The organism is Halosubterraneus shenae (assembly GCF_050510935.1).
GTDB lineage: Archaea > Halobacteriota > Halobacteria > Halobacteriales > Haloferacaceae > JBDGPU01.
This window is the reverse complement of the sequence record NZ_JBNLVO010000004.1, coordinates 376,484-398,467: the sequence shown is the minus strand read 5'-3', so window position 1 is coordinate 398,467 and position 21,984 is coordinate 376,484. Positions and strand designations below refer to the sequence as shown.

Here is a 21,984-nt window from a genome sequence, read left to right as displayed (position 1 = left end):
TCCCCTGATGGCTCTCCTGAACGCCCTCGACCAGCACAATCCACTTACGGCCGCGTACCCACCCAGTAGATACGCTCGGACCGCCCGATAGGGTCGACGCGCTTCGGCCGTCGGGTGGCTCGAACACCAACAGAACCGGAGGCCCCAGTTCATGCCAGCCGACCGCGCCGCCCGCGAGCTCCTCCACGACGTCGCCGAGAGCGACGGCCTCGGCTACGACCCCGAGACCGTCGCCATCGCGGACGCCGACGTGCTCGACCGACTGGATCCCGCCGTCCGCGAGTGGTGGGCCCGGGAGTTCGGCGAGTACGTCCCCGGCAACGGCGGCTTCTTCACGCCGCCCCAGCGCGAGGCCATCCCGCTCATCGACGAGGGCGAGAACTGCCTCGTCGCCTCCCCGACCGGAAGCGGGAAGACGCAGTCGGCCTTCTGTGCGATCCTCGACGACCTGTTTCGGCGCGAGCGGACACAACCGGAGGGCCTCGACAACGCCGTCTACTGCCTGTACGTCTCCCCGCTGAAGTCGCTCGCGAACGACATCCACCGCAATCTCGCCGAACCCCTCGACGGCATCTCGGAAATCCTCGCCGAACGCGGCCACGAGACGGAGGTTCGCCACGCCATCCGGCACGGCGACACCTCCGACGCGGACCGGCAGGCAATGTTAGCGGAGACGCCGCACATCCTCAACACGACGCCCGAGACGCTCGCCATCCTGCTCAACTCGCCGAAGTTCAAGGAGAAACTGCGCTCGGTCGAGTACGTCGTCGTCGACGAGATCCACTCGCTGGCGGACAACAAGCGCGGGACGCATCTCTCCGTGTCGCTGGAGCGTCTCGAGGAGCTGGCGGAGACGAGTCCGACGCGGATCGGCTGTTCGGCGACGGTCGAGCCGCTCGCGGAGGTCGCGGAGTTCCTCGTCGGGCGCGAGCGCGTCGCCGGCGACGTCGGTGACCCGGACGGGTTCGCGCCGCGCGACTACGAGATCGTCGACACGCGGTTCGTCCGCGACTTCGACATTCAGCTCGAAGCGCCGGCGGACGACCTCATCAACACGCCCGGCGAGGTCGTCACCGAGCGCTTCTACGACCGCCTCCACGAGCTGATCGCCGACCACGAGAACACGCTGGTGTTTACGAACACGCGCTCCGGGGCCGAGCGCGTCCTTCACAACCTCCGCGAGCGGTTCGCCGCCTACGACGAGGCCAACTCCGGCTGTCACCACGGGAGCCTCTCGAAGGAGCGCCGCGGGGAGATCGAGTCGGGACTGAAGGCCGGCGAGCTCGACGTCGTCACGACGTCGACGAGCCTCGAGCTCGGCATCGACATGCCCCACCTCGACCTCGTCGTCCAGGTCGGCTCCCCGAAGTCCGTCGCCTCGCTGCTCCAGCGGATCGGCCGGGCCGGCCACCAGCTCGGTGAGACGGTGGAGGGCCGCGTCGTCGCCCTGGACCGCGACGAGCTGATCGAGTGTGCGGTGATGCTCCGGAAGGCCGAGGACGGCTTTGTCGACCGCGTGTTCCTCCCGGAGAACGCCGCCGACGTCGCCGCCCAGCACGTCTACGGGATGGCGATAAACCGGGTTCGGCCGGATCGGGAGGTCCGCGAGGTGCTTCGGCGCGCGTACCCCTACCGCAATCACGACGCCGACGACTACGAGCGCCTCATGCGATACCTCACCGCGGACTATCCGGGGATGGAGGAGAAGCACGTCTACGCGAAGGTGTGGCGCGACGCGAACGACCCGCCGGACGGCGAGCACCACCACGAGGAGTACCCCGTCGGCGAGCGGCTCGTCGGCAAGCGCGGCCGGCTCGCCCGCGTCATCTACATGACGAACATCGGCACGATTCCGGATTCGTTCACCTGCGACGTGTACACGCGCTCGGGCGACGACTGGGTCGGCCAGCTCGACGAGGAGTATCTCGACACGCTGGAGGCGGGCGACGTGTTCGTCCTCGGCGGCGACCGCTTCGCGTTCCGCTATCGCCGCGGGGCGAAGGTGTACGTCGACCGGACGTCCCAGCGCCCGACCGTCCCCTCCTGGTTCTCCGAGCGCCTGCCGCTCTCGTACGACCTCGCCCGCGAGCTGCTCGCCTTCCAGCGCGAGCTCCTCGAACGCCTCGAGGCTGACGGGCCGCCCGCGGTCAGGCGTTGGCTCCGAGAGTTCCCCCTCGACGAGAACGCCGTGCGCGCCATCACGCGCATCTTCGACGAGCAAGTGCGCTACGCGGGCCCGGAGAGTGTCTCGACGGACACCCGCATCGCCGTCGAACAGGAGCTCGACCGCGACGAGTACCGGCGGCGCTACTACGTCCACTCGAACTACGGGCGCCGGTTCAACGACGGCCTCTCGCGGCTCGTCGCCTATCGCTGTGCTCAGCGCGCGGACGCGAACGTGAAGGTGGCCGTCGCCGACAACGGCTTCACCGTGTCGCTGCCGCTGAACCGGAAGATCGACGTCGTCGACGTCCTCGAGTCGATCCGGCCCGAAGACGTCGAGCGCGACCTCCGCGCCGCGCTGGACGGGACGGACCTGCTCCAGCGCTACTTCCGGATCAACGCGACGCGGGCGCTGATGATCCTGAAACGCTACAAGGGCCACGAGAAGAGCGCGGCCCAGCAGCAGGTCTCTTCCGAGATGCTGCTCTCCTTCGCCGACGACCTGCCGGAGTTCTCCGTGATGGAGGAGACGTACCGCGAGATCCTGGAGGATCGGCTCAACGTCGACGGCATCCGCGAGGTGCTCGCGGCGGTCCAGGCCGGCGAAATCGACGTGCAGGGGTACACTGTGGACTCGCCGACGCCGCGCTCGTTCGGGCTGGCAACCCTGATGGCCTCGGACACGGTGCTGGCGGAGGACGAGTCAGCTGTCCTCCAGCAGTTCCACGACCACGTGCTGGAGACGATCGACGGCGAGGGCGACGGCGCCGTGGCCAACACCGATTGACCGTCGCGGTCGGCCGGCCGACGAATGGGGCGATCCACGTGGGGCGGCGGTGTGTTTATATAGATCGTGGACAATCGACAGTCGATGGCCACGTTGGAACCGGACGACCTCGCAGACCTGTCGCCGATGGCCTGGCGACTGCTTCGCGTCGCTGCCGGCTACGAACAACGAGCCGTCGAGCGCGAGGTCGACGGCGTCGTGCAGGCGCACGTCTCCATGCTCGAATCGGGGAGCCGTGGCCTCTCGATGGAGCGCCGTCGCGAGCTGTTCGACCTGTATACGGCCGAACTGACGGACGAGCAGGTCGCGGCGCTCAGCGACTACTTCTAGCGCGCGTGGGACCAGACCCCCTTTCCGACTGAAGCCCCCAGCGATAGCTACACTGGTCGCCGAGCCGCCGGTGAGAGCCGCGGTGCCCCGTCTTCCCACCGAAGCGTCCGAGTTACTGGTCTAAGCGCGTCTCTCTGGCGGCGGCCGTGCAATCCCATCTCCGTTCGAAAGTATTAATCGTGCACTACCGAAGAAGGGAGTGTATCAATGATACGGCCTCACATGTCGGCCGCTCGGAAGCGTGTCCTCGTGTTCGCCGTCGCGCTTCTGGGCGTTGCGGCCATCTCGGCAGCTCCCACCCCGGAAGGGCTGCCTCTGAAAGGAAAGTACGCGCTTGCAACGATGTTCTTCGCTGGGCTGCTCTGGGTGACCGGCGCCTTCCCGTTGCCGGTGACGGCACTGTCCATTCCCGTCCTGCTGACCGGGATGGGGGTATACCCGAACATGGACATGGCGTTACGCGGGTTCGCTGACCACCTCATCTTCCTGTTCATCGCCGGCTTCATGCTGGCGAACGCGCTGCAGAAGTACGACATCGACCGGCGGATCGCGTTGCGGATGATGTCCAGGATGGGCACCTCACCGCGGAAGCTCGTGCTCTCCGTCATGCTGTCGACGGCGTTCCTCTCGATGTGGGTCTCGAACACGGCCACGACGGCGATGATGCTGCCCATCGCGCTCGGCGTGCTCGCGCAGGTCATCGGTCGCGACGAGATCGAGGCGGTCGCGGACGCGGCCCCCGCCGACGTCGACTCGGAGGTCTCCGCGGACGGCGGCCTCGGCGGCGCGGGCCCGGCGGACGCCGTCGACGCGGCCACGACGGACCGCGACGGCTACACGAACATCCAGATCTCGATGCTGCTCGGGACGGCCTACGCGGCCAGCGTCGGCGGCGTCGGCACGCTCATCGGCACGCCGCCGAACGCGATCCTCGCCGGCCAGCTCAACTCGCTCATCGGCTACGAGATCGGCTTCGCGCAGTGGCTGCTCATCGGCCTCCCGATCGTCGTCGTCACGCTCCCGATCGTCTGGTACCTGCTCGTTTACCAGCTGTACCCGCCCAAGCTCGCCGACGTCGGCGACGCGCGGGCGCAGGCCCAGCAGTACCTCGAGGAGGAGGGCGACCTCGGGCCGAAGGGGAGCCGCGTCGCGTACATCTTCACCGCGACGGCCGGGCTGTGGGTGCTCGGCGGGCTCGGAAGCTTCATCGGTCCCATGCTCCCCGACGCGTGGGCGACCACCATCTTCGGCGGCTCCGGCACGACCGTCTTCGGCACCGAGGGCCACCAGGGGCTGCTCTACTACGTGATGGTCGGCATGCTGTCTATCCCCGCCCTGGTGCTCTCGGACACGATGGAGTGGGAGGACCTCGTCGACATCGACTGGGGCACCATCCTGCTGTTCGGCGGCGGCATCGCGCTCGCCGACGCGCTGGCTGACACCGGCGCGACGAAGTGGATCGCGGACTCGGTGTTCAACTCGCTGACGGGCGCCCCGATCATCCTCGTCGTCGCCGCCGTCGTCCTGCTGGTCATCTTCCTCACGGAGATGACGTCGAACACGGCCACGGCGACGATCATCATCCCCATCCTCATCAGCATCGGGAGCGTCTTCGCGGCGACGCTCGGGCTCACCGACGTCGCGGCCGCCGTGTTCCTCTCCGTCTCCGGCGCCATCGCCGCGAGTTTCGCCTTCGCGCTGCCCGTCGCGACCCCGCCGAACGCCATCGTCTTCGGCTCGGGCTACATCGAGCAGCGCCACATGATGAAAGCCGGCGTCATCCTGAACGTCATCATGACGGCCGTGCTGACCGGCTTCATCTGGCTGCTGTTCAAGTTCGTCTGGCCCGTCGTGCTCTGGTAGATCGGCGGCGTTTTTGAGTGGCGGATTCGGGTTTTCGCGGATTTTCGGTAAGTGTTTGAAGCTCGTCAGCGGAGGTCTCGGTCTTTCTATAGTATTTAAATGAATGCTGTGGGATTGACGGCACCGAAAATGTCCAGAAAGCCCTCGGCCGCTCTTGCTTATAAACTGGATGCACAGGTGCAGACGCTGCTATGCTTGACAACACCGCAAACACCCAGAAAGCCCTCGGCCGCTCTTGCTTATAAACTGGATGCACAGGTGCAGACGCTGCTATGCTTGACAACACCGCAAACACCCAGAAAGCCCTCGGCCGCTCGCGGTCGCTGAGCGACATATCCGCGCCTCTCCGCCACGAAAGACGGTCCGGGCTGCCTGCAGTAGCGGGCTGCCGGGCTGCGACTTTCTGGCCTTCGTTCGCTCCGCTCACGAAGGCACCGCCCGGCGTGGATAGGGGTCGTCGGAGCGACTCCGTTACACCGCGACCGGCCATCGCCCTTTCAGTCCGCCAGGACCGCGACCGCACCGCAACCGCGACCGCGACCGCACCGCAGCCACAGTTCCTCAGTCCTCCCCAGCCTCGGCCGGGGCGCGCCGGGACCGCACAGCGTCGGCGCGCCCCGGCCTCCCTCGCACGCGTTGCTCGCGCGCGCCGACCGCTCAGCACCGCACGCCGGTCAGCCGGCGAGCGACGACCGCCAGCTAGCCGCCGCGCGCGACGCTCCGGCCACCACTCCCGGGCGGGACTGAAAGGGGCAGCCGCTGAGCGGGTCGCCCTGCGACGTAAGCACCGCAATCCGACGAGCGAACGCAGTGAGCGAGTCGGGTGAGGAGCGCAGCGAGCAGCGCGAGCGGTCAGCGGCTGGGGCTTTCTAAAGGCGCCTGGTGGTGTCGCCGGCGACGATCGCCGATCTCACCGATAAGTACGGCTATTCCCATTTATAAGCGAAACAGATCTCGACCCGCAAACATGCGCCCCCGGTTTTAAGCGGAAACGGCCCCATGTCGCGTATATGTTATCGCGACGGTTACGGCAGCTCGTTCGGCTCGTGGTCGCGTCGCTGGCCGGGGTAGTCGTCGCGTCCGGGGTGGCCGCCGGCCACGTTCGGTTCGTGACCGACACCGAGGACGTGGGGGAGGCGCTGCAGTTCCTCGCGGACGCGCTCACGGACCCGGTCAACGCCGTCCTGCTGGGCGGTGGCGGCGTCGGGGTCCTCGTCGCCATCGTCGTCTACCTTCAGGTCGAACCGTTCCAGCGCGACGTCGAGGTGTTCCGCGACGTGATGACCGGGTACAGCGACCTGCTCTCGTGGCTCCTCCGGCTCGGCTTCGGGCTCCCGCTCGTCGGCGCCGGCTTCGCGGGCTACTTCATGAACCCGGTCGTCGACCCCGTGGTCGCCCCGCCGATCGCCCGGCTCTTCCAGATCGGGCTCGGCTTCGCGCTGCTGTTCGGGATCGCCACGCGAGTGGCCGCACTCGTCGGGCTGCTCGCGTACCTGCTCGCGCTACCCGTCGCGCCCCTGCTGTTGTTCTCGCTGGAGTGGATCCCGGGCTTCCTCGCCATCGCGCTCATCGGGAGCGGGCGCCCGAGCGGGGACCAGATGTTCAAACGCGTCGCGGAGGCCGAGGGCACCTTCTACGGCCGGATCGACCCCATCCACGACGCCGCGGGCTGGCTCAACGAGAAAGTCGACCCCTACGAGCAGTACGTCCCGCTCATCATCCGGGTCGGCATGGGCGTCGCGTTCGCCTTCCTCGGCCTCTTCGAGAAGCTGCTCGCCCCCGGGATGGCTCTGTCCGTCGTCGAGAAGTACAACCTCACGGCGGTCGTTCCCGTCTCCCCGGAGCTGTGGGTGCTCGGGGCCGGCCTCTCCGAGCTCGCGCTCGGCATGGCCATCGCGTTTGGCTTCTTCACTCGAGCCTCCGCGCTGACGGCGATGTTCGTCTTCACGCTGACGCTGTTCGGCATCCCGGACGACCCCGTCCTCGCGCACATCGGGCTGTTCAGCCTCGCGTCCGCGCTGCTGATCACCGGCGCGGGGCCGTACGCGCTGGACAACTACATCGGCGCGAGCAAGCCCTCCGCGCAGGTCGAGGAGATGCTGGGCCGGTCCGGCGAGCCGAGCGACTGAGACGGCACCTCGTGGCGCCCGGCCAGCACAGGGTTAATCCCCTCTGGCACGTAGCCATCATATGACCTCTCCTTCCTTCGCTGACCGTATCGAGGCGTACGACGCGGCCGCGCTCGACCCCGGCGAGACCGAGACGGCGACCTTCGGCCTCGGCTGCTTCTGGGGCCGGACAAGCAGTTCGGCGCGATGGACGGCGTCGTCCGCACCCGCGTCGGCTACGCCGGCGGGACGATCCGCGACCCGACGTACCACGCGCTCGGCGACCACAGTGAGGTGATCCAGGTCGACTACGACCTCGACGAGCTCTCCTTCACCGACCTCCTCGAGGTCGTCTTCCGGAGTCACGACCCGAACCGGCAGACCCGGAACACGCAGTACCAGAACGTCGTCTTCGCCGCGAGCGCGGCCCAGCGGAGCGCTATCGACTCGTTCCTCGACGGCAAGGGCCTCGCGGCGGACGCCATCGAGACGCGCATCGAGCAGCTCACCCGCTTCTACCCGGCGGAGGATTACCACCAGAAGTACAGCCTCCGGTCGAAGCGAGCGATACTCGACGGGTTCGAGGAAGCCGGCTACGACGACGAGGACATCCGGGAGTCGCCCGCCGCGGCGAAGCTGAACGCCGAGGCCGGCGGGAAGGACGTCTCCCTGTCCGGGGAGCTACGCGGTGCCGTGGATCCGACGGCCGAGCAGTAAGCCGGTTATCGACGGGGGAGCCGACCCGCGTGTCGAAGCCCGCTATTTTCGCGCCCACTCCAGCATCCGCGCGTAGAACGGCTCCGAGGAGAGCGCCGCGGGGTCGCCGACGAGCGTCAGCGACTTCTTCGCGCGGCTCAGGGCGACGTTGCTCCGGCGGTGGTCCTCGAAGATCGGCCCGTCGAGGGCGCCGGTGGCGACGAACGAGACGATGATGACCTCCTTGCTCGAGCCCTGGAAGCGGTCGACGGTGTCGACGGTGACGTCGGTCCGCCGGCCGATCTCCGCGACCTGCGCGCGGAACGGGGCGATGACGCCGATCTCGTCGGCGTCGACGCCGGCCGCCTTATAAGCCTCGACGACCTCGACGACGCGTTCGGCCTCCCCGACGTTCCGGTTCCGATCCTGTTCCCCCTCGGGGTCGACGAAGTTGACCGTGTCGCGGAGCGCCGGCGGGAGGTCGTCGGGGTCGACCCCGAGGTCCGCGATGGACTGGGTCGCGACCTCGGGCGTTGCGGGGCGGAGGGCGCCGTCGTAGAACTCCGCGGAGGGGAACGCCTGGATGCGCTGGGCCATCCGGTACTGGCGGTCGAGCATCACGCCGGCGTCCGGGTACTCCGTGATGAGGCGTTCGAAGAGGCTCCGCTGGAGGTCGTTCTCGGCGCGGACGACGGGCGGGAGCTGCTGGTGGTCGCCGACGAGGACGAACCGCTCGGCGCGGTTGATGGCGGCGAGCGTGCTCGGCTCCGTCAGCTGGGAGGCCTCGTCGACGAGGGCGACGTCGAACTCCTGTTCCCGCATGACGCGGGAGCCACAGCCCGCCGTCGTCGCCGCGACGACCGACGCGGAGCCCAGCTCCGCGGCCTTCTGATTCGGCTCCCCCTTCCGGACGAGCCGGAGGTCCTGCATGTCGCCGCGCACGCCGTGCTCGGTGCCGACGCGGACGACCTCCCCGTCCGCCTCCTCCTCGAAGTCCTGCTCGCGGAGCGCCTCCAGCGCGTTGTCGACGGCGCGGTTCGTGAACGCCGCGAGCAACACGCGGTTCCCCCGCTCGACGAGCGCGCGGATGGTCCGGGCGATGGTGTACGTCTTCCCGGTTCCGGGCGGACCGTGAATCAGCGCGAAGTCGTCGGCGGTGACGGCCATGTTGACCGCCTCGTTCTGCGCGTCGTTGTTGTCGATGTACGTCCGCTCGTCGCCGGAGAACTCGGGCTCGCGGCGCCCGAAGAGGACGTCCTTCCGCCGCTCCTCGCCTTTCAGGACCGCATCGTGCAGCGCCGTCGACATCCGGTCGACGGAGATCTCGGAGGGGTAGACGTCGAGGCGCCGGAGCTCGACCGGCTCGTCGGTCTCGACGACGACGAGGTCCTGGTCGGTGGGGACGTTCCCCTCGATCTCCGCCGGGTCGCCGTCCAGCGTCCGGATCCGCCCGAGTTCAGCGTGCCCGCCGACGGGGTCGCCGTCGGACGCGAGCGCGACGTCACCCTCCCGGAGCTTCGAGATGGCCTCGTGGTCCTTCAGCGCGCGGACCTCCCAGCGCCCGCCGTCGATCTCAGTCTGGGAAACCGGTTCGAGGCCGATGAGCGCCCGGTCGTCGGCCGCGCGCTCCTCGGCGGTCTGCTCCCAGAGCTTGCGGTACTCGGCGTGGGTCTCGCGGCGCTCGGCCTCGATGGCGCGGTAGAGGCGGCCGACGTACTCGCGCTCCTCCTTGGGGAGCGGGCGGCCGATCTGGCCCGCCTTCGACTCCTGGTCGAGCCGGCCGGAGACGACCATGCAGGTGTCCTGCTCGAAGCAGTACTCGCATTTGGCGTCGGCCTCGTAGCCGGTCGGGATGCCGGCCTGCTCGTCCTCGCCGTTGAGCGTGCGCCACTCCATCGCGGCGAGCTCGTTGCGCGTGCGGACGACGAAGTCGAGGAGGCCGTCGCCGACGGTGAACTCCTTGGCGGGCGAGAGGTCGCCGCTCTCCTCGTTGCGGTCGAGCGCCTTGTTCTTCGTGTACAGCAGGGTCCCGATGTCGGCGTCGACGCCCCGCTCCTCTAACATCAGCGCGTAGCAGGCCGCCTGGATCTTGTCGTGGAAGCGCGGCTCGCGCTTCGTGTTCTTCCCGGTCTTCAGCTCGACCGGGGTCCCGCGTCTGAGCGCGTCCGCGCGGCCCTTGATACCGAACGTGGGGGAGATGAGCGTCGACTCCGAGCGCCAGCTGTCCTCCTCGGTGAGCGTGCCCTGCGAGAGCCAGCCCTCGATGGCGGCGGCGTTGCGCCGGACCTCGTCCGCGACTTCCTCGGTTTCGTACCCGAGCAGGCCGAGTTCGAGGCCCGCCTCCGCGACGCGGTTCTCGACCGCGTCCTCGAGGTCGACGCCGCGCAGCAGGTCGCCGAACACCTCGTGGACGACGGTCCCTTTAACCACCGGGTAGTTCAGCGGGATGCCGCTGAGCTTGTTGAGGTAGTACATCCGCGGGCACTGCACCCACGAGCGGATGCTCGTCACGTCGACGAGGAAGTCGGGCTCTAAGACGACGTAGGACTCGCCCGACGTTGCGTACGTCGTCTCGCCCTGATACTCGTCTTCCTCGACGTCCGTGACGAGGAGATCCATCCCGGGTTCCGCGTGATCGGCGGTCTCGGTCCACTTGCCCCACAGCGTGACGGGGACGGGGTCGCCCGCGCCGCCGTCCGGCCGAACCGTTATCTCACACAGGTCGCGCTCGCCGTACTGCGTCGACACCTCGCGTCCGTCGCCGACGTCGACGACCGGGCCCCGGATATTCACGGTGATCCCTGGTCGGTGGCGGCGAAAAACGCTGTCGGTGCGTGCCGGTTCACGAAGGAGTCGGTCGGCTCAGTAGACGTACTCGTCTTCGGTGATCTGCGTGTAGCTGTCGCGCCACTGGCGCTTGTTCCACTTATAAGCGAGGAGCAGCTTCGCGGACTCCCAGCCGGCGGTGTAGCCGCGCCGGAGCAGGTCCGTGCCGGAGTCGGAGGCGAGCATCGCGTCGGCGGCGCCGATGACCCGGTTCCAGTCGGCCGGCGTGTAGTCCGCGACCATGTCGGCCATCGTCACGTTCCGCAGGACCTCGTCGCCGATGGCCTCCTTCCAGCGCCGGTTGTACGCCGCGAGGTCGCCCTCGGCGACGAGCTCGCCGGCGATGGCGCCGGTCCGGACGGCGACGTGGTCGCCGCCCTCGTGGAACGAGGAGGTCGTCCCCATGGCGCCGCCGGCGACGGCGATGCCCGCGTCGGTCGGCGAGTCGATGGGCTGGGTCGAGGAGATGGAGTACGTCTCCGTCCCGCCGCGCTTGCCCGCGTCCTCGACGAGCGGGAAGTCCTCCTCGACGTCGTACTCGTCGCCGTACTGCCACTCGAGCAGGCGCTCGATGTACTCGGCGCCGGACGGGACTGTCTCGTCCTCGGGTCGGAGCAGTTCGTAGTCCTCGCGGTCCTCGACGTCGTCGAGGTCGAGCCCGATGGGCATCGTCAGGCCGACGCGGCAGACGCGGTCCTGGTTCGGGAACACCCACGGGTACGCCGTCTCGCCGGGCATGACGCCCCACCAGAAGACGATGGCGTCCTGCACGTCCTCGTACACCTCCTCGGGGAACTTCCGGTACTCCTGGTAGGCGATGTGGTTGGCGTCCCGCGAGGCGAGCCGCTCGGAGGCCGGAGCGTCGTCCGGAAGGTATCGGTCGAGGACCCGGTTCGTGATGGTGCGCTGCGGGCCGTCGGCCAGCACGAGGAAGTCCGCGCCGACCTCGTCCCCGGTGTCGAGTTCGAGGACGTGTCGCGGCGGGTCCTCACCCGGGGACCGCGACACGTCGGTCTCGACGTCCCGCACCGAGGTCCCGACGCGGTACTCGGCGCCGGCGTCCTCCGCGCGGTCGCGGAGCCAGTCGTCGAAGCGCGCGCGCTGGAAGGTGTACCCGAAGTTGTCGTACGAGGAGTCGATGCCCGTCTCGTACAGGGTGGCCGCCTCCTCGGGGCCGCGGAACTCCGCCCGGTTCAGCTCGTTCTGTACGACGCCGTCGGCGAACTCGTCCGGGTGGATCCCCATGATGTCCACCCAGTAGTCGAGGATGCCCGCGGCGTCGGTCGAGTCCGGCCCGAGATCGTCCCGGTCCGCACGCGGGACGCCCTTCTCGAGGACGAGGGCGTCAGCACCGGCCTCCGCGGCCGCGTGCGCGGCTGACGAGCCAGCCGGGCCGCCACCGACGATCGCGACGTCTACGCGTTCCATACTCGACAGCGACGCCGTTTCGCTATTAAACCAACGGAAATGTAGCCGGGATGGCCCCCGTACCCTCACTCGGCGGCCCCTACGCCGCCGTCCGCGAGCGGTTGAAGACTGCGGCTGCGACGACAGTGACGGCGACGGCGACGGCGACGACCGCCCAGCGGCCGATCATTCCGTCGAGGCCGACCCCGGTCAGCAGCGTGAACGCGAGGAACACCGGGATGACGGTGCCGACGAAGTAGCGCCACGTCGTCGCGAGCCGGGCGGTCGTCGCGCCTGCGCCCTTCCGGAACTCGTCGACTGCGGCGGGACCCAGCTGCCAGCCGACGAACAGGAGGAAGAGGAGCAGGCCGAGGGTTAAGAGCGTGTCGACGACCTGGCCGGCGATGAAGCCGAACAGCGACGACTGGAGCGCGTTGGCGACGCCGCCGAGCGCGATGACGCCGGACACGGCGCCGACCGCCGTCCGCCGCGAGAGGGCGAACTCGTCGACGAGGAACGCGACCGGGATCTCGAGGATGCTGATCGCCGACGACAGCGCCGCGAGGAGGACGACGCCGAAGAACAGCGTCCCGATGAGCGCGCCGGCCGGCAGCGTGGCGAAAGCGCCCGCGAGACCGACGAACAGCGCCCCGGGACCGCCGCTGCCGGGTTCCACGCCGAGCGAGAACAGCAGCGGGAAGACGACGAGGCCCGCGAGCACACCGACGGCCGTATTGAGGACCGCGATGGTCGTCGCGTCTGCCGGGAGCGACTGGTCCTCACCGAGGTAGGAGGCGTACACGAGCATCGTGCCGGCTCCGAGCGAGAGCGTGAACAGCGCCTGACCGGCCGCGGGCGCGAGGAGGTCGAGCCAGTTGGCCCGGACCGTACTGGCGTCGAACGAGAGGAAGAACTCGTAGCCGGCGAGGGCCCCGTCCTGCGTCCCGGCCCAGACCGCGAGGCCGGCGAGGAGGACGACGATGGCCGGCATCATCAGTTTCGTCCCGAGTTCGATGCCGCGGCGCACGCCGCTCACGACGATGGCCGCAGTGAGCCCGAGGAAGACCAGGTGGAAGGCGACCGCCTCCGGGCCGAAGGAGATCGCGGAGAAGTGCGCCCCGGGCTCACCGGCGTACGGTGCGGTGCCGACGAAGCCGTAGAGGCTCTCCAGGAAGTATCGGAGGATCCAGCCGCCGACGACGCTGTAGAAGGAGAGCAGGACCGTCGCCGTCGCGACCCCGAGCGCGCCGACGAGCGCCCAGCCGCGGGACCCGGACAGGTCACGGAGGGCGCCGACCGGGTTCCGTTTCGCTCGCCGGCCGATGACGAATTCGCCGAGCAGCCCCGGCACGCCGACCAGGATCACGATAGCGAGGTAGATCAGTAGGAAGGCGCTACCGCCGTTCTGGGCAGTCATCCACGGGAACCGCCAGACGTTCCCGAGCCCCACGGCGCTCCCGACCGCCGCGAGGATGAACCCGAGTCGGGTTGCCCACGTTTCGCGTGTCATTAGTTGATCAATAGGGCAGATGCTCAAAAGGGCTACTAACTGTAGATCTTTCAATCACCGACACATAACGTCGTTCGGCCATTCAAACTCGGAATTCGCCGTGAGAATCCCCCACTGATTCCGTCCTGGCCGAAAGATCGTCGGTCATTCATGAACGTACACGGAAGTTTTCCGTCGCCCCGGCGTTCGAGGTCAGGCCTCCCCGTACACGGGGACGGCGGCGCCGCTCGTCACCGACGCGGCGTCCGAACAGAGGAACCGGACGACGTCCGCGACGTCGGCCGGGTCGACCCAGTCCTCGCTCGGGGTCATCATCTCGCGGTTCATCGGCGTGTCGAGGACGCTCGGCAGCACCGCGTTCGCGCGGACGACGCCGAGGTTCTCCTCGGCGATGGTTTCGGTCAGGATCCGGACGCCCGCCTTCGACGCGCGGTAGATCCCGTCGCCCTCGCCCCCCTCCAGCGACGAGCGCGAGGAGACGGAGACGATGGTGCCCTCGGTCTCCCGGAGGTGAGGGATCGTCAGCTTGGAGACGAGGAACATCGACTTCAGGTTCACGTCCATGAGGAAGTCGAAGACGTCGGCGTCCGTCTCGTGGAGCGGGTCGCCGCCGCGCCAGGTGCCAGCGACGTTGCAGACGTGGTCGAGTCGCCCGTGGTCGTCGACAATCTGGTCGACGGCAGCCTCGACCGCGGTCTCGTCGGTGCAGTCGGCCTCGTAGAACGTCGTCGACTCGTCGAGCTCCAGCAGCGCGTCCTCGTGGTCCGGCGGCCGGACGTCGACCGCCGCGACGGCCGCGCCCGCATCGCGAAACGCCGCCACGAGCGCGCTCCCGAGCGCGCCCGACGCTCCGGTCACCAGCGCGACCTCACCGCGGAAATCGAACTCGACGCTCATGTGGGTTGGTGACGCGCCACGTACTTAAAAGAGGTCGCCGCGCGTCCGAGGTGAGCGGCCGGCTACTCGCCCTGCCAGTTCTGCTTGTCCGCCGCGTCCGTCTCGGACTCGTCGCTCTCGTCGTCGCTTTCGTCGTCGGCCTGCTCGTCACCCTCTTCGTCACTCTCCTCGTCACCTTTCTCCGAGAGCTCGTCGACCTTCTCCTCGACGGTCTCTTCGACGGTTTCCTCGACCGTCCCCTCGACAGTCTCCTCCATCGTCTCCTCGACGGTGTCCTCGACTGTTTCCGAGACGGTCTCCTCGACGGTATCTTCCACCGTCTCCGAAACGGTCTCCTCGACCGTATCCTCCACCGTCTCCGAAACGGTCTCCTCGACCGTATCCTCCACCGTCTCCGAAACGGTCTCCTCGACCGTATCCTCCACCGTCTCCGAAACGGTCTCCTCGACCGTATCCTCCACCGTCTCCGAAACGGTCTCCTCGACCGTATCCTCCACCGTCTCCGAAACGGTCTCCTCGACCGTATCCTCCACCGTCTCCGAGACCGTCTCCTCCACGGTTTCCTCGACGGTCTCCTCGACGTCTTTCGTCACGCCTTCGACGGTTTCCTCGACCTCGTCCTTCCGCGGTCGACGGTCGACGCGCTCGTTGACGTCCTCCAGACGGTCGATGACCTCGTCGACCTCCTTCGTCAGCGTCTCCTCGACGTTCTCGGTCACTTCCTCGGTCATCCACTCGGGGTCGAAGCGACCCATCTTCCAGCCGACGTGGATGAGGTACGAGATGAGCACGCCTAGCCCGAAGGCGACGCCGACGGTGGTACCGACGAGGACGATGAGCACGACCGCCAGGAAGATCATGAGTCCGTACGCCATGTCGACGAGGAAATCGACGCGGCTCGGGTTCATCGATTCATCACGCTCGTCCATGTGGGTGTGTATATCATAAATACGAGTCTATGCAACAGGTACGCGTTCGATGGGGTAATACCCATTCATCCGAACGTCCAAGCTGCTCGCCGTCTCGGTCGTCGTTCCGGGACCTGGACGTTCGCGAGCTCGTTGGACGACATTTCGGGGCGTCGCCGGCTGCTCGGCGCTCATCGTCGAGGACCGACCTCGTCGTCGCTGCACGGGCGTGGTCGGCAGGCGGTGGGCGCGGCCTTATAAACTTCCCCGCTCGCGCGCATCTCATTACGGATTATTTAACCCCACCACGCTCGTATATCACATATGGTCGAACTTTTACTCGGTATGGGGCTTCTCGTCGCGCTGTTCGTCGGGTACAACATCGGTGGCTCGACGACGGGGCCCGCGTTCGGCCCGGCAGTCGGATCCGGCGTGCTGTCGAAGGTGAGTGCCGCGGCGCTGATGTCGATCTTCTTCTTCGTCGGCGCGTGGACGCTCGGCCGGCGCGTCGTGTCGACGCTCGGGAAGGACCTCATGACGACGCCCGGTATCTTCACGCTCGAGACCAGCATCGTGGTGCTGTTCTTCATCGGTATCGCGCTGTTCGTCGGCAACTTCTTCGGCGTGCCGGCGTCGACGTCGATGACCGCCGTCGGCGCCATCGCGGGGCTCGGCGTCGCGTCGAACTCCCTCGACTGGGCCGTCATGGGCGAGATCGCCGTCTGGTGGATCGTCGCGCCGATCATCGGTTTCTGGGTCTCCGGGATGATCGGGCGGTACCTCTACCCGACGATCAACCGCTGGGTCGCGGTCGAGAGCTCCGACGGGGAGCTGATAACGTTCGATCGCTCCGGCGCCGTGCCGCGCCCCACGCTGGGCCCGAACACGACCCGTCGCGAGGTCGGCGGCGCGGTCGTCGTCGTCGGCATCGGTTGCCTGATGGCGTTCTCCTCGGGCACCTCGAACATCGCCAACGCCATCGCGCCGCTGGTCGGTGCGGGCGTCTCGATGAACCCGCTGATCCTGCTGGGCGGCGGTGCCGTCGCCGTCGGTGCGTTCACGATTGCCCGCCGGACGCTCGACACGCTCGGGAACGACATCACGGACCTGCCGCTGACGGCGGCCATCGTCGTCGCCGTCGTCTCCTCCGTCATCGTCACGGGGCTCTCCTCGATCGGGATCCCCGCGTCGTTCGTCATCATCGCGACGATGTCGATCGTCGGCCTCGGCTGGGGGCGCGCGACGCGCTCGGTGACGGTCTCCCAGAGCCTCCGCGGCGAGGAGCAGCCGAACGTCTCCGTCGGCGCGCTGACCGCGGAGGAACCGGGCGAGGACGTGCCGGAGATCGGCGAGGAGGAACCGGAGGACATCCCGTCCGCGGGCGACCTCTTCGACCCCTCGACGACCGGGCGCGTCATTCTGATGCAGAACGTCGTGCCCATCCTCTCGACGGTCGGCGCGTACGCGGCGTTCCGACTGCTCTTCGCGTTCGTCTGGTAGGCCGACTGCCGGTCGCGTCCCTCTTGTTGCGACCCGTTTTGGTCGTGATCGCCGACCGACTGCTGGCGAGAGAGCTTCCGAGCCCCGGGCTCGTGACCACGCGGGGGTGTGGAGAGTCACCAATCCGAAAGACTGGATTTAAGCGCCCTTCGAATAGCGATATAGACGCAAATGAAGCTTCACGAATACCAGGCGAAGGATATTTTCGCCGATGCCGGGATCCCGGTTCCGGAGTCCCGACTCGCCGAAAGCGTCGACGAGGTCGTCGACGCAGTCGACGAGATCGGCTTCCCGGCTGCCGTCAAGGCGCAAGTACACGTTGGTGGCCGCGGCAAGGCCGGCGGGATCAAGATCGCCGGCGACCGCGCGGAAGCCGAGCAGTACGCCGAGGAGATCCTCGGCATGGACCTCAAGGGATACACTGTCGACAAGGTCCTCGTCGAAGCTGGCGTCGACTTCGTCGACGAGCTCTACGTCGGCGTCACGATGGACCGCGGTGAGGGCCAGCCGGTCCTGATGGTCTCCACCGAGGGCGGCGTCGACATCGAGGAAGTCGCCGAGGAGACTCCCGAGGCCATCGCGCGCGAGCACGTCGACCCCGCGTTCGGCCTGCACCCGTACCAGGCCCGCAAGGTCGTTTACAACGCCGGCGTCGACCGCGACGTCGCTGGCGACGTGGCGAAGATCCTCTCGACGCTGTACGACCTCTACGAGGAGAACGACGCCTCGGAGATCGAGGTCAACCCGGTGATGATCACGAGCGACCGCGACGTGGTCGCGGCCGACGCCGTGATGAACATCGACGAGGACGCCCTGTTCCGCCAGCCGGAGCTCGCGGAACTGGAGGAGGAGTCCTACGAGGACGACCTCGAACGCAAGGCCGGCGAGTACGGCTTCGACTACGTCCGGCTGTCGGGGAACGTCGGCATCATCGGCAACGGCGCCGGCCTCGTGATGGCGACGCTCGACCTCGTGGACCACTACGGCGGCAAGCCCGCCAACTTCCTGGACATCGGCGGCGGCGCGAAGGCGGAACGCGTCACCAACGCGCTCGACATGGTGTTCTCGGACCCCAACGTCGACTCCGTCGTCTTCAACATCTTCGGCGGGATCACCCGCGGCGACGAGGTTGCGAAGGGGATCAACGAGGCCCTGTCCGGCTTCGACGAGATCCCGAAGCCGGTCGTCGTGCGTCTCGCCGGTACCAACGCCGAGGAGGGCATGGAGATCCTGAACACCGACCTGCTTGAGGTCGAGAAGACGCTGGACGCGGCCGTCCAGCGTGCTGTCAAGAACGCGGAGGAGGTGGACCAATGAGCATCTTCGTCGACGACGACACGCGCGTGGTGGTACAGGGCATCACCGGTGGGGAAGGGAAGTTCCACACCGGCCAGATGATCGAATACGGCACGAACGTCGTCGCCGGCGCGGTGCCGGGGAAGGGCGGCGAGGAAGTCGCCGGCGTGCCCGTCTACGACACCGTCGACCAGGCCGTCGAAGCTGAGGACGCCGACGCCTCCGTCATCTTCGTCCCGCCGGCGTTCGCGGGCGACGCCATCTTCGAGGCGCTCGACACGGACCTCGACCTCGCCGTCGCCATCACCGAGGGCATCCCGACCCAGGACATGGCGAAGGTGAACAAGCGCCTCTCGGAGACGGACACGCGCCTCATCGGCCCGAACTGTCCGGGCATCATCACGCCCGGCGAGGCGAAGCTCGGCATCCTCCCCGGCAACATCTTCGCCGAGGGGAACGTCGGGCTCGTCTCCCGCTCCGGCACCCTGACCTACCAGGTCGTCGACAACCTCACCGAGCGGGGCATCGGCCAGACGACCGCCATCGGCATCGGCGGCGACCCGATCATCGGGACGTCGTTCGTCGACGCCCTCGAGGCGTTCGAGGCCGACCCCGACACCGACGCCGTCGTGATGTGCGGCGAGATCGGTGGCGAGGACGAGGAGCAGGCTGCCGCCTACATCGGCGAGCACATGGACACGCCCGTCGCCGGCTTCATCGCCGGCCGCACCGCCCCGCCGGGCAAGCGCATGGGCCACGCGGGCGCCATCGTCTCCGGCTCCGGCACCGGTACGGCGGAGTCGAAGATCAGCGCCCTCAACGACGCCGGCGTCCCCGTCGGCGACACGCCGAACGAAGTCGCCGACCACATCGAGGACTTCCTGTAGCGACGACCGCCGACGGTCTCCGTTCTTTTGCTGTTATCCGAACCGCAACCGACTCGCGGCGCCGACGCCGATCTGTTGTGTCAAACAGATGATTTGAATGTGATTCCCTAAAGTACGCGAGTAAACTGTCTATTGCCCGAGCACGATAGCAGTGTCCTCCGTGTTCAGCCGCTGTACTGCTCACTGTGCCCAACCTACTGGGACATCCGGCCGTCGACACCGGTGCTCGAAGGGAACCGTTCCCTCCAGCCGTTTTAAACGGTGTGCAAGCGAATTTCCGAGGAGGGTTCGCGGACCGGTCCGTGCGTATCGTCAGATCCCGTCGTATATTTATATACTTATATAAAGCAACGTGTCTTACGGAGTCCGCCCGGGTATCGCGTTGCCGTCGCCGTGACCGTCGCCGAGGTCGTCGTCACCGAAGTCGTCGTCGCCGAGGTCGTCGTCGCCGAGACAGTTGCCGTCGCGACCAACGTCGCCGCCGTGATCGCAGTCGCCGTCGCAACCCCGGTCACTCCCGGTCAGTTCACGTCGTTGACGTACTCGTAGGAGTCCGACAGCGCCTCGGCGTCCTCGGGGAGCAGCGCGACGGTGAGGTAGCCGACGTACTCCTCGAAGTAGTCGACGACGCGGGCGATGCGGTCGGAGTCGATCGCCTCCAGCGAGTCGAGGATGATGAACGGCACCTCCTCGTGGACGTCGTGGACGAGGTAGCCGGCGAGCGCGAAGACGAGGCCGGTCACCTCCCGCTCGCTCTCGGAGAGGTGGTCGACCGTGTCGCGGTAGGTCGCGCCATCGTCGCTGGAGCGGATGACGTGCAGGTCGAACTCGGTCCGCTCGACGGTTCGGCGTCCCTCGCGGACTTCGCGCTCGCGGCGCTCGATCCAGATCCGGTCGATGTTCTCGTACTCGAGGATGTCGAGGACGGATTCGATGTGCTCGTTGAACGATTCGACGGCGTCCGCCTCGATGCGGTCCACGCGCGTCCGGAGCTCCTGCAAGCGGTCCGTGAGCTCCTCCCGCTCCTCGCGGAGGGACTCCTGCTGCTCCGCGGCCGACTCCTGTGCCTCGATCTCCTCCTCGACCGAGGCCAGGTCGTCCTCGAGGGATTCGATGCGCAACTCGAGCTCGTTCGCCTCGCGGTGCTTCTCGAGGACCTCGTCGTACTCCCCGCCCAGCTGCTCGGCGTCCGCTTCCAGCGACTCGACCAGCTCGATCTGGTCTTCGCGGTCGGACTCGAGGGTGGCGATCCGCTCCTCGGTCGCCGCGATCTGGTCGTCGACCTCGTCCAGCCGTCGTTCGGCCTGCTCCCGCTCCCGACGCCGCTCCTCGAGCCCGGCTTTCCGGTCGGTGAGTTCCTCGATCTCGTCGCGCAGCTCGTTGCGCTCGCCCAGTTTCTCCGTCCGGAGGTCCCGGAGCTGGTCGACCGTGTCGGCGATGCTCTCGCGGTCGACCTCGGAGCCACAGGTCCAGCAGACGGTGCGGTCGCCGTCGAGCAGCTCGTCGGTGAGCGCGTCGGCGCCCGCGGAGTCGTCGTCGGCCTCGGGGTCGACGGAGAGGCCATCCTCCTCGAGCAGCTCCTCGTTGAAGCTGATCACGCTCTGGAGCTCGCTCAGCGTGTCGTCGAGCGAGCGCTTGCGCCGGCGAAGCTCCTCGATCCGGCCGCCGAGCCGCGCGGGGTCGGCCTCCTCGTCGTCGACCTCTTCGAGGCGCTCCTCGAGCTCGGCTCGCTCGGATTCGAGTTCCTGGAGCGTCGATCGTTCGGTGTCGAGGTCGAACTCGAGGTCGTCCAGCTCCGCGCGCGCCTCGCGAAGCTCCTCGAACGCGTCCTCGATCTCGGCCTTCCGCGACCGGCTCTCCTCGAGGTCGACGTCGAGGTCGTCGATCGCGGCCTGGACCTCGGCGTGTTCCTCGCGGGCGTCCGCCAGCTCGTCCTCGACCTCGTGGCGGCGTGCTTCGAGGTCGGTCAGCTGGTCCTCGCTGCGGTCGAGTTCCTGGATGCGGTCGTCGAGCTCGCGCTTCTCGCGTTCGAGCTCGTCGATCTCGGCGTCGATGCGGTCGGTGTCGATCGGCCGCATGATGATCTCCCGGAGGTCGTCGCCGCGAGCGACGGCCTGCCGGGCCTCGTTGTTCTCGAGTAAGAACGCGAAGAGGTCAGCGAGTTCGGGGTCGTCGAGATAGGGGTCGCCGTCGTAGACGACGTTCGGGCCGCGACGCTGGAGCGTGCGGTGATACTCGTCGCCGCCGATCTCCAGCTGGACTTCCCCCTCGTCGGCGTCGCCTTTCAGGGTGGAGCGCTCGCTGCCGAGCCCGGCCATGATCGCTTGCAGGAACGACGTTCGGTTGGTCGCGTTGCGCCCGCTGAGTACCGTCACGCCGGGGGGAAGCGTCACGTCCGTTTCGTCGATGCCGCCGATGTTACGTGCGGAAATCCGCACCTCGGCCTCGGCGGACTGCTTTTGCGCCATCGTGCTTACCTGTGGCAGTATGCGTATATAAGTTACGTCGATCCGGGTGAATGAATTCGCTCGCGGAAAACCCGTCGTTCTCTATGGTTCGAACACGGCGATTCCGGGTGGCTATTCGCCTATTTTTGGTCGATTGATGGATAAAGCGGCCCCTTTCGACGGCACTTCGTGTCGATTTAAAAGGTGATTCGGTCTCGTTCTTTACTGCATCGCGGGCTCCTCGAAGGTCCTCGGCCGCTCTTTATAAGCAGGTTTGCACAGGTGACACGGGCTTGCTGTTGACAGCACCGCAAACGTCCAGAAAGCCCTCGGCCGCTCTTGCTTATAAACCGGAAGTT

The 21,984-nt window shown here is 67.5% G+C and carries 14 protein-coding genes and 1 pseudogene; 9 read left to right on the top strand and 6 right to left on the bottom strand.

What is annotated here, in order from left to right:
• Positions 1–151 precede the first annotated feature (151 nt).
• The 5 genes and pseudogenes from ACQE3M_RS11010 to msrA all read left to right on the top strand — a co-directional run bounded on the left by ACQE3M_RS11010 (position 152) and on the right by msrA (position 7,968).
• Positions 152–2,950, top strand: coding sequence for an ATP-dependent helicase (locus ACQE3M_RS11010; protein ID WP_430505654.1), 2,799 nt, complete (start codon positions 152–154; stop codon positions 2,948–2,950).
• Between the two features lie 84 nt (positions 2,951–3,034).
• A complete protein-coding gene (locus ACQE3M_RS11005; RefSeq protein WP_430505653.1) occupies positions 3,035–3,280 on the top strand; it encodes a hypothetical protein in 246 nt (81 codons plus the stop codon).
• Between the two features lie 207 nt (positions 3,281–3,487).
• Complete coding sequence (locus ACQE3M_RS11000) at positions 3,488–5,143, top strand: SLC13 family permease (protein WP_430505652.1); 1,656 nt, start codon at positions 3,488–3,490, stop codon at positions 5,141–5,143.
• 1,010 nt (positions 5,144–6,153) lie between these two features.
• A complete protein-coding gene (locus ACQE3M_RS10995; protein ID WP_430505651.1) occupies positions 6,154–7,272 on the top strand; it encodes a DoxX family protein in 1,119 nt (372 codons plus the stop codon).
• 61 nt (positions 7,273–7,333) lie between these two features.
• Positions 7,334–7,968 (top strand): annotated as a pseudogene (gene msrA / locus ACQE3M_RS10990) (peptide-methionine (S)-S-oxide reductase MsrA).
• A gap of 42 nt (positions 7,969–8,010) precedes the next feature.
• On the opposite strand, the gene ACQE3M_RS10985 reads toward msrA, so the two are convergent.
• The 5 genes from ACQE3M_RS10985 to ACQE3M_RS10965 form a co-directional block, all read right to left on the bottom strand.
• Positions 8,011–10,740: an AAA domain-containing protein gene (locus tag ACQE3M_RS10985; protein WP_430505650.1), complete on the bottom strand. Its 2,730-nt coding sequence runs from the start codon at positions 10,738–10,740 to the stop codon at positions 8,011–8,013.
• A 69-nt stretch (positions 10,741–10,809) separates the two neighbouring features.
• Entirely contained in the window at positions 10,810–12,201 is a 1,392-nt protein-coding gene (locus ACQE3M_RS10980) for an NAD(P)/FAD-dependent oxidoreductase (RefSeq protein ID WP_430505649.1), read from the bottom strand.
• 79 nt (positions 12,202–12,280) lie between these two features.
• The gene (locus tag ACQE3M_RS10975; protein ID WP_430505648.1) at positions 12,281–13,690 is read right to left on the bottom strand and encodes a sodium-dependent transporter; all 1,410 of its coding nucleotides are present in this window, start codon (positions 13,688–13,690) and stop codon (positions 12,281–12,283) included.
• Between the two features lie 192 nt (positions 13,691–13,882).
• A complete protein-coding gene (locus tag ACQE3M_RS10970; protein ID WP_430505647.1) occupies positions 13,883–14,587 on the bottom strand; it encodes an SDR family oxidoreductase in 705 nt (234 codons plus the stop codon).
• A 62-nt stretch (positions 14,588–14,649) separates the two neighbouring features.
• The gene (locus ACQE3M_RS10965; RefSeq protein WP_430505646.1) at positions 14,650–15,516 is read right to left on the bottom strand and encodes a hypothetical protein; all 867 of its coding nucleotides are present in this window, start codon (positions 15,514–15,516) and stop codon (positions 14,650–14,652) included.
• A 303-nt stretch (positions 15,517–15,819) separates the two neighbouring features.
• Here ACQE3M_RS10965 and ACQE3M_RS10960 point away from each other — a divergent pair, with 303 nt between their 5' ends.
• From ACQE3M_RS10960 to ACQE3M_RS10945, 4 genes are all read left to right on the top strand, one after another.
• The gene (locus tag ACQE3M_RS10960) at positions 15,820–16,995 is read left to right on the top strand and encodes an inorganic phosphate transporter (protein ID WP_430505645.1); all 1,176 of its coding nucleotides are present in this window, start codon (positions 15,820–15,822) and stop codon (positions 16,993–16,995) included.
• A gap of 171 nt (positions 16,996–17,166) precedes the next feature.
• The gene (sucC, locus tag ACQE3M_RS10955) at positions 17,167–18,312 is read left to right on the top strand and encodes an ADP-forming succinate--CoA ligase subunit beta (RefSeq protein WP_430505644.1); all 1,146 of its coding nucleotides are present in this window, start codon (positions 17,167–17,169) and stop codon (positions 18,310–18,312) included.
• Positions 18,309–19,178: a succinate--CoA ligase subunit alpha gene (gene sucD / locus ACQE3M_RS10950; RefSeq protein ID WP_430505643.1), complete on the top strand. Its 870-nt coding sequence runs from the start codon at positions 18,309–18,311 to the stop codon at positions 19,176–19,178. Before sucC ends, sucD begins: the two co-directional genes overlap by 4 nt.
• Positions 19,179–19,571: 393 nt before the next feature.
• The gene (locus ACQE3M_RS10945) at positions 19,572–19,727 is read left to right on the top strand and encodes a hypothetical protein (RefSeq protein ID WP_430505642.1); all 156 of its coding nucleotides are present in this window, start codon (positions 19,572–19,574) and stop codon (positions 19,725–19,727) included.
• Here ACQE3M_RS10945 and ACQE3M_RS10940 read toward each other — a convergent pair.
• Positions 19,700–21,646, bottom strand: a complete 1,947-nt coding sequence (locus ACQE3M_RS10940) for an archaea-specific SMC-related protein (protein WP_430505641.1) — start codon at positions 21,644–21,646, stop codon at positions 19,700–19,702. The two genes, ACQE3M_RS10945 and ACQE3M_RS10940, sit on opposite strands and share 28 nt — an antisense overlap.
• Between the last annotated feature and the right edge of the window lie 338 nt (positions 21,647–21,984).

What these genes read in the sequence shown, in the direction of transcription:
- ACQE3M_RS11005 (WP_430505653.1), top strand. Translation starts at nt 3,035, where the DNA reads ATGGCCACGTTGGAACCGGACGACCTCGCAGACCTGTCGCCGATGGCC.
- ACQE3M_RS11010 (WP_430505654.1), top strand. Translation starts at nt 152, where the DNA reads ATGCCAGCCGACCGCGCCGCCCGCGAGCTCCTCCACGACGTCGCCGAG.
- ACQE3M_RS10940 (WP_430505641.1), bottom strand. Translation starts at nt 21,646, where the DNA reads ATGGCGCAAAAGCAGTCCGCCGAGGCCGAGGTGCGGATTTCCGCACGT.
- ACQE3M_RS10995 (WP_430505651.1), top strand. Translation starts at nt 6,154, where the DNA reads ATGTTATCGCGACGGTTACGGCAGCTCGTTCGGCTCGTGGTCGCGTCG.
- ACQE3M_RS10965 (WP_430505646.1), bottom strand. Translation starts at nt 15,516, where the DNA reads ATGGACGAGCGTGATGAATCGATGAACCCGAGCCGCGTCGATTTCCTC.
- ACQE3M_RS11000 (WP_430505652.1), top strand. Translation starts at nt 3,488, where the DNA reads ATGATACGGCCTCACATGTCGGCCGCTCGGAAGCGTGTCCTCGTGTTC.
- ACQE3M_RS10975 (WP_430505648.1), bottom strand. Translation starts at nt 13,690, where the DNA reads ATGACACGCGAAACGTGGGCAACCCGACTCGGGTTCATCCTCGCGGCG.
- ACQE3M_RS10980 (WP_430505649.1), bottom strand. Translation starts at nt 12,201, where the DNA reads ATGGAACGCGTAGACGTCGCGATCGTCGGTGGCGGCCCGGCTGGCTCG.
- ACQE3M_RS10970 (WP_430505647.1), bottom strand. Translation starts at nt 14,587, where the DNA reads ATGAGCGTCGAGTTCGATTTCCGCGGTGAGGTCGCGCTGGTGACCGGA.
- ACQE3M_RS10960 (WP_430505645.1), top strand. Translation starts at nt 15,820, where the DNA reads ATGGTCGAACTTTTACTCGGTATGGGGCTTCTCGTCGCGCTGTTCGTC.
- sucD (WP_430505643.1), top strand. Translation starts at nt 18,309, where the DNA reads ATGAGCATCTTCGTCGACGACGACACGCGCGTGGTGGTACAGGGCATC.
- sucC (WP_430505644.1), top strand. Translation starts at nt 17,167, where the DNA reads ATGAAGCTTCACGAATACCAGGCGAAGGATATTTTCGCCGATGCCGGG.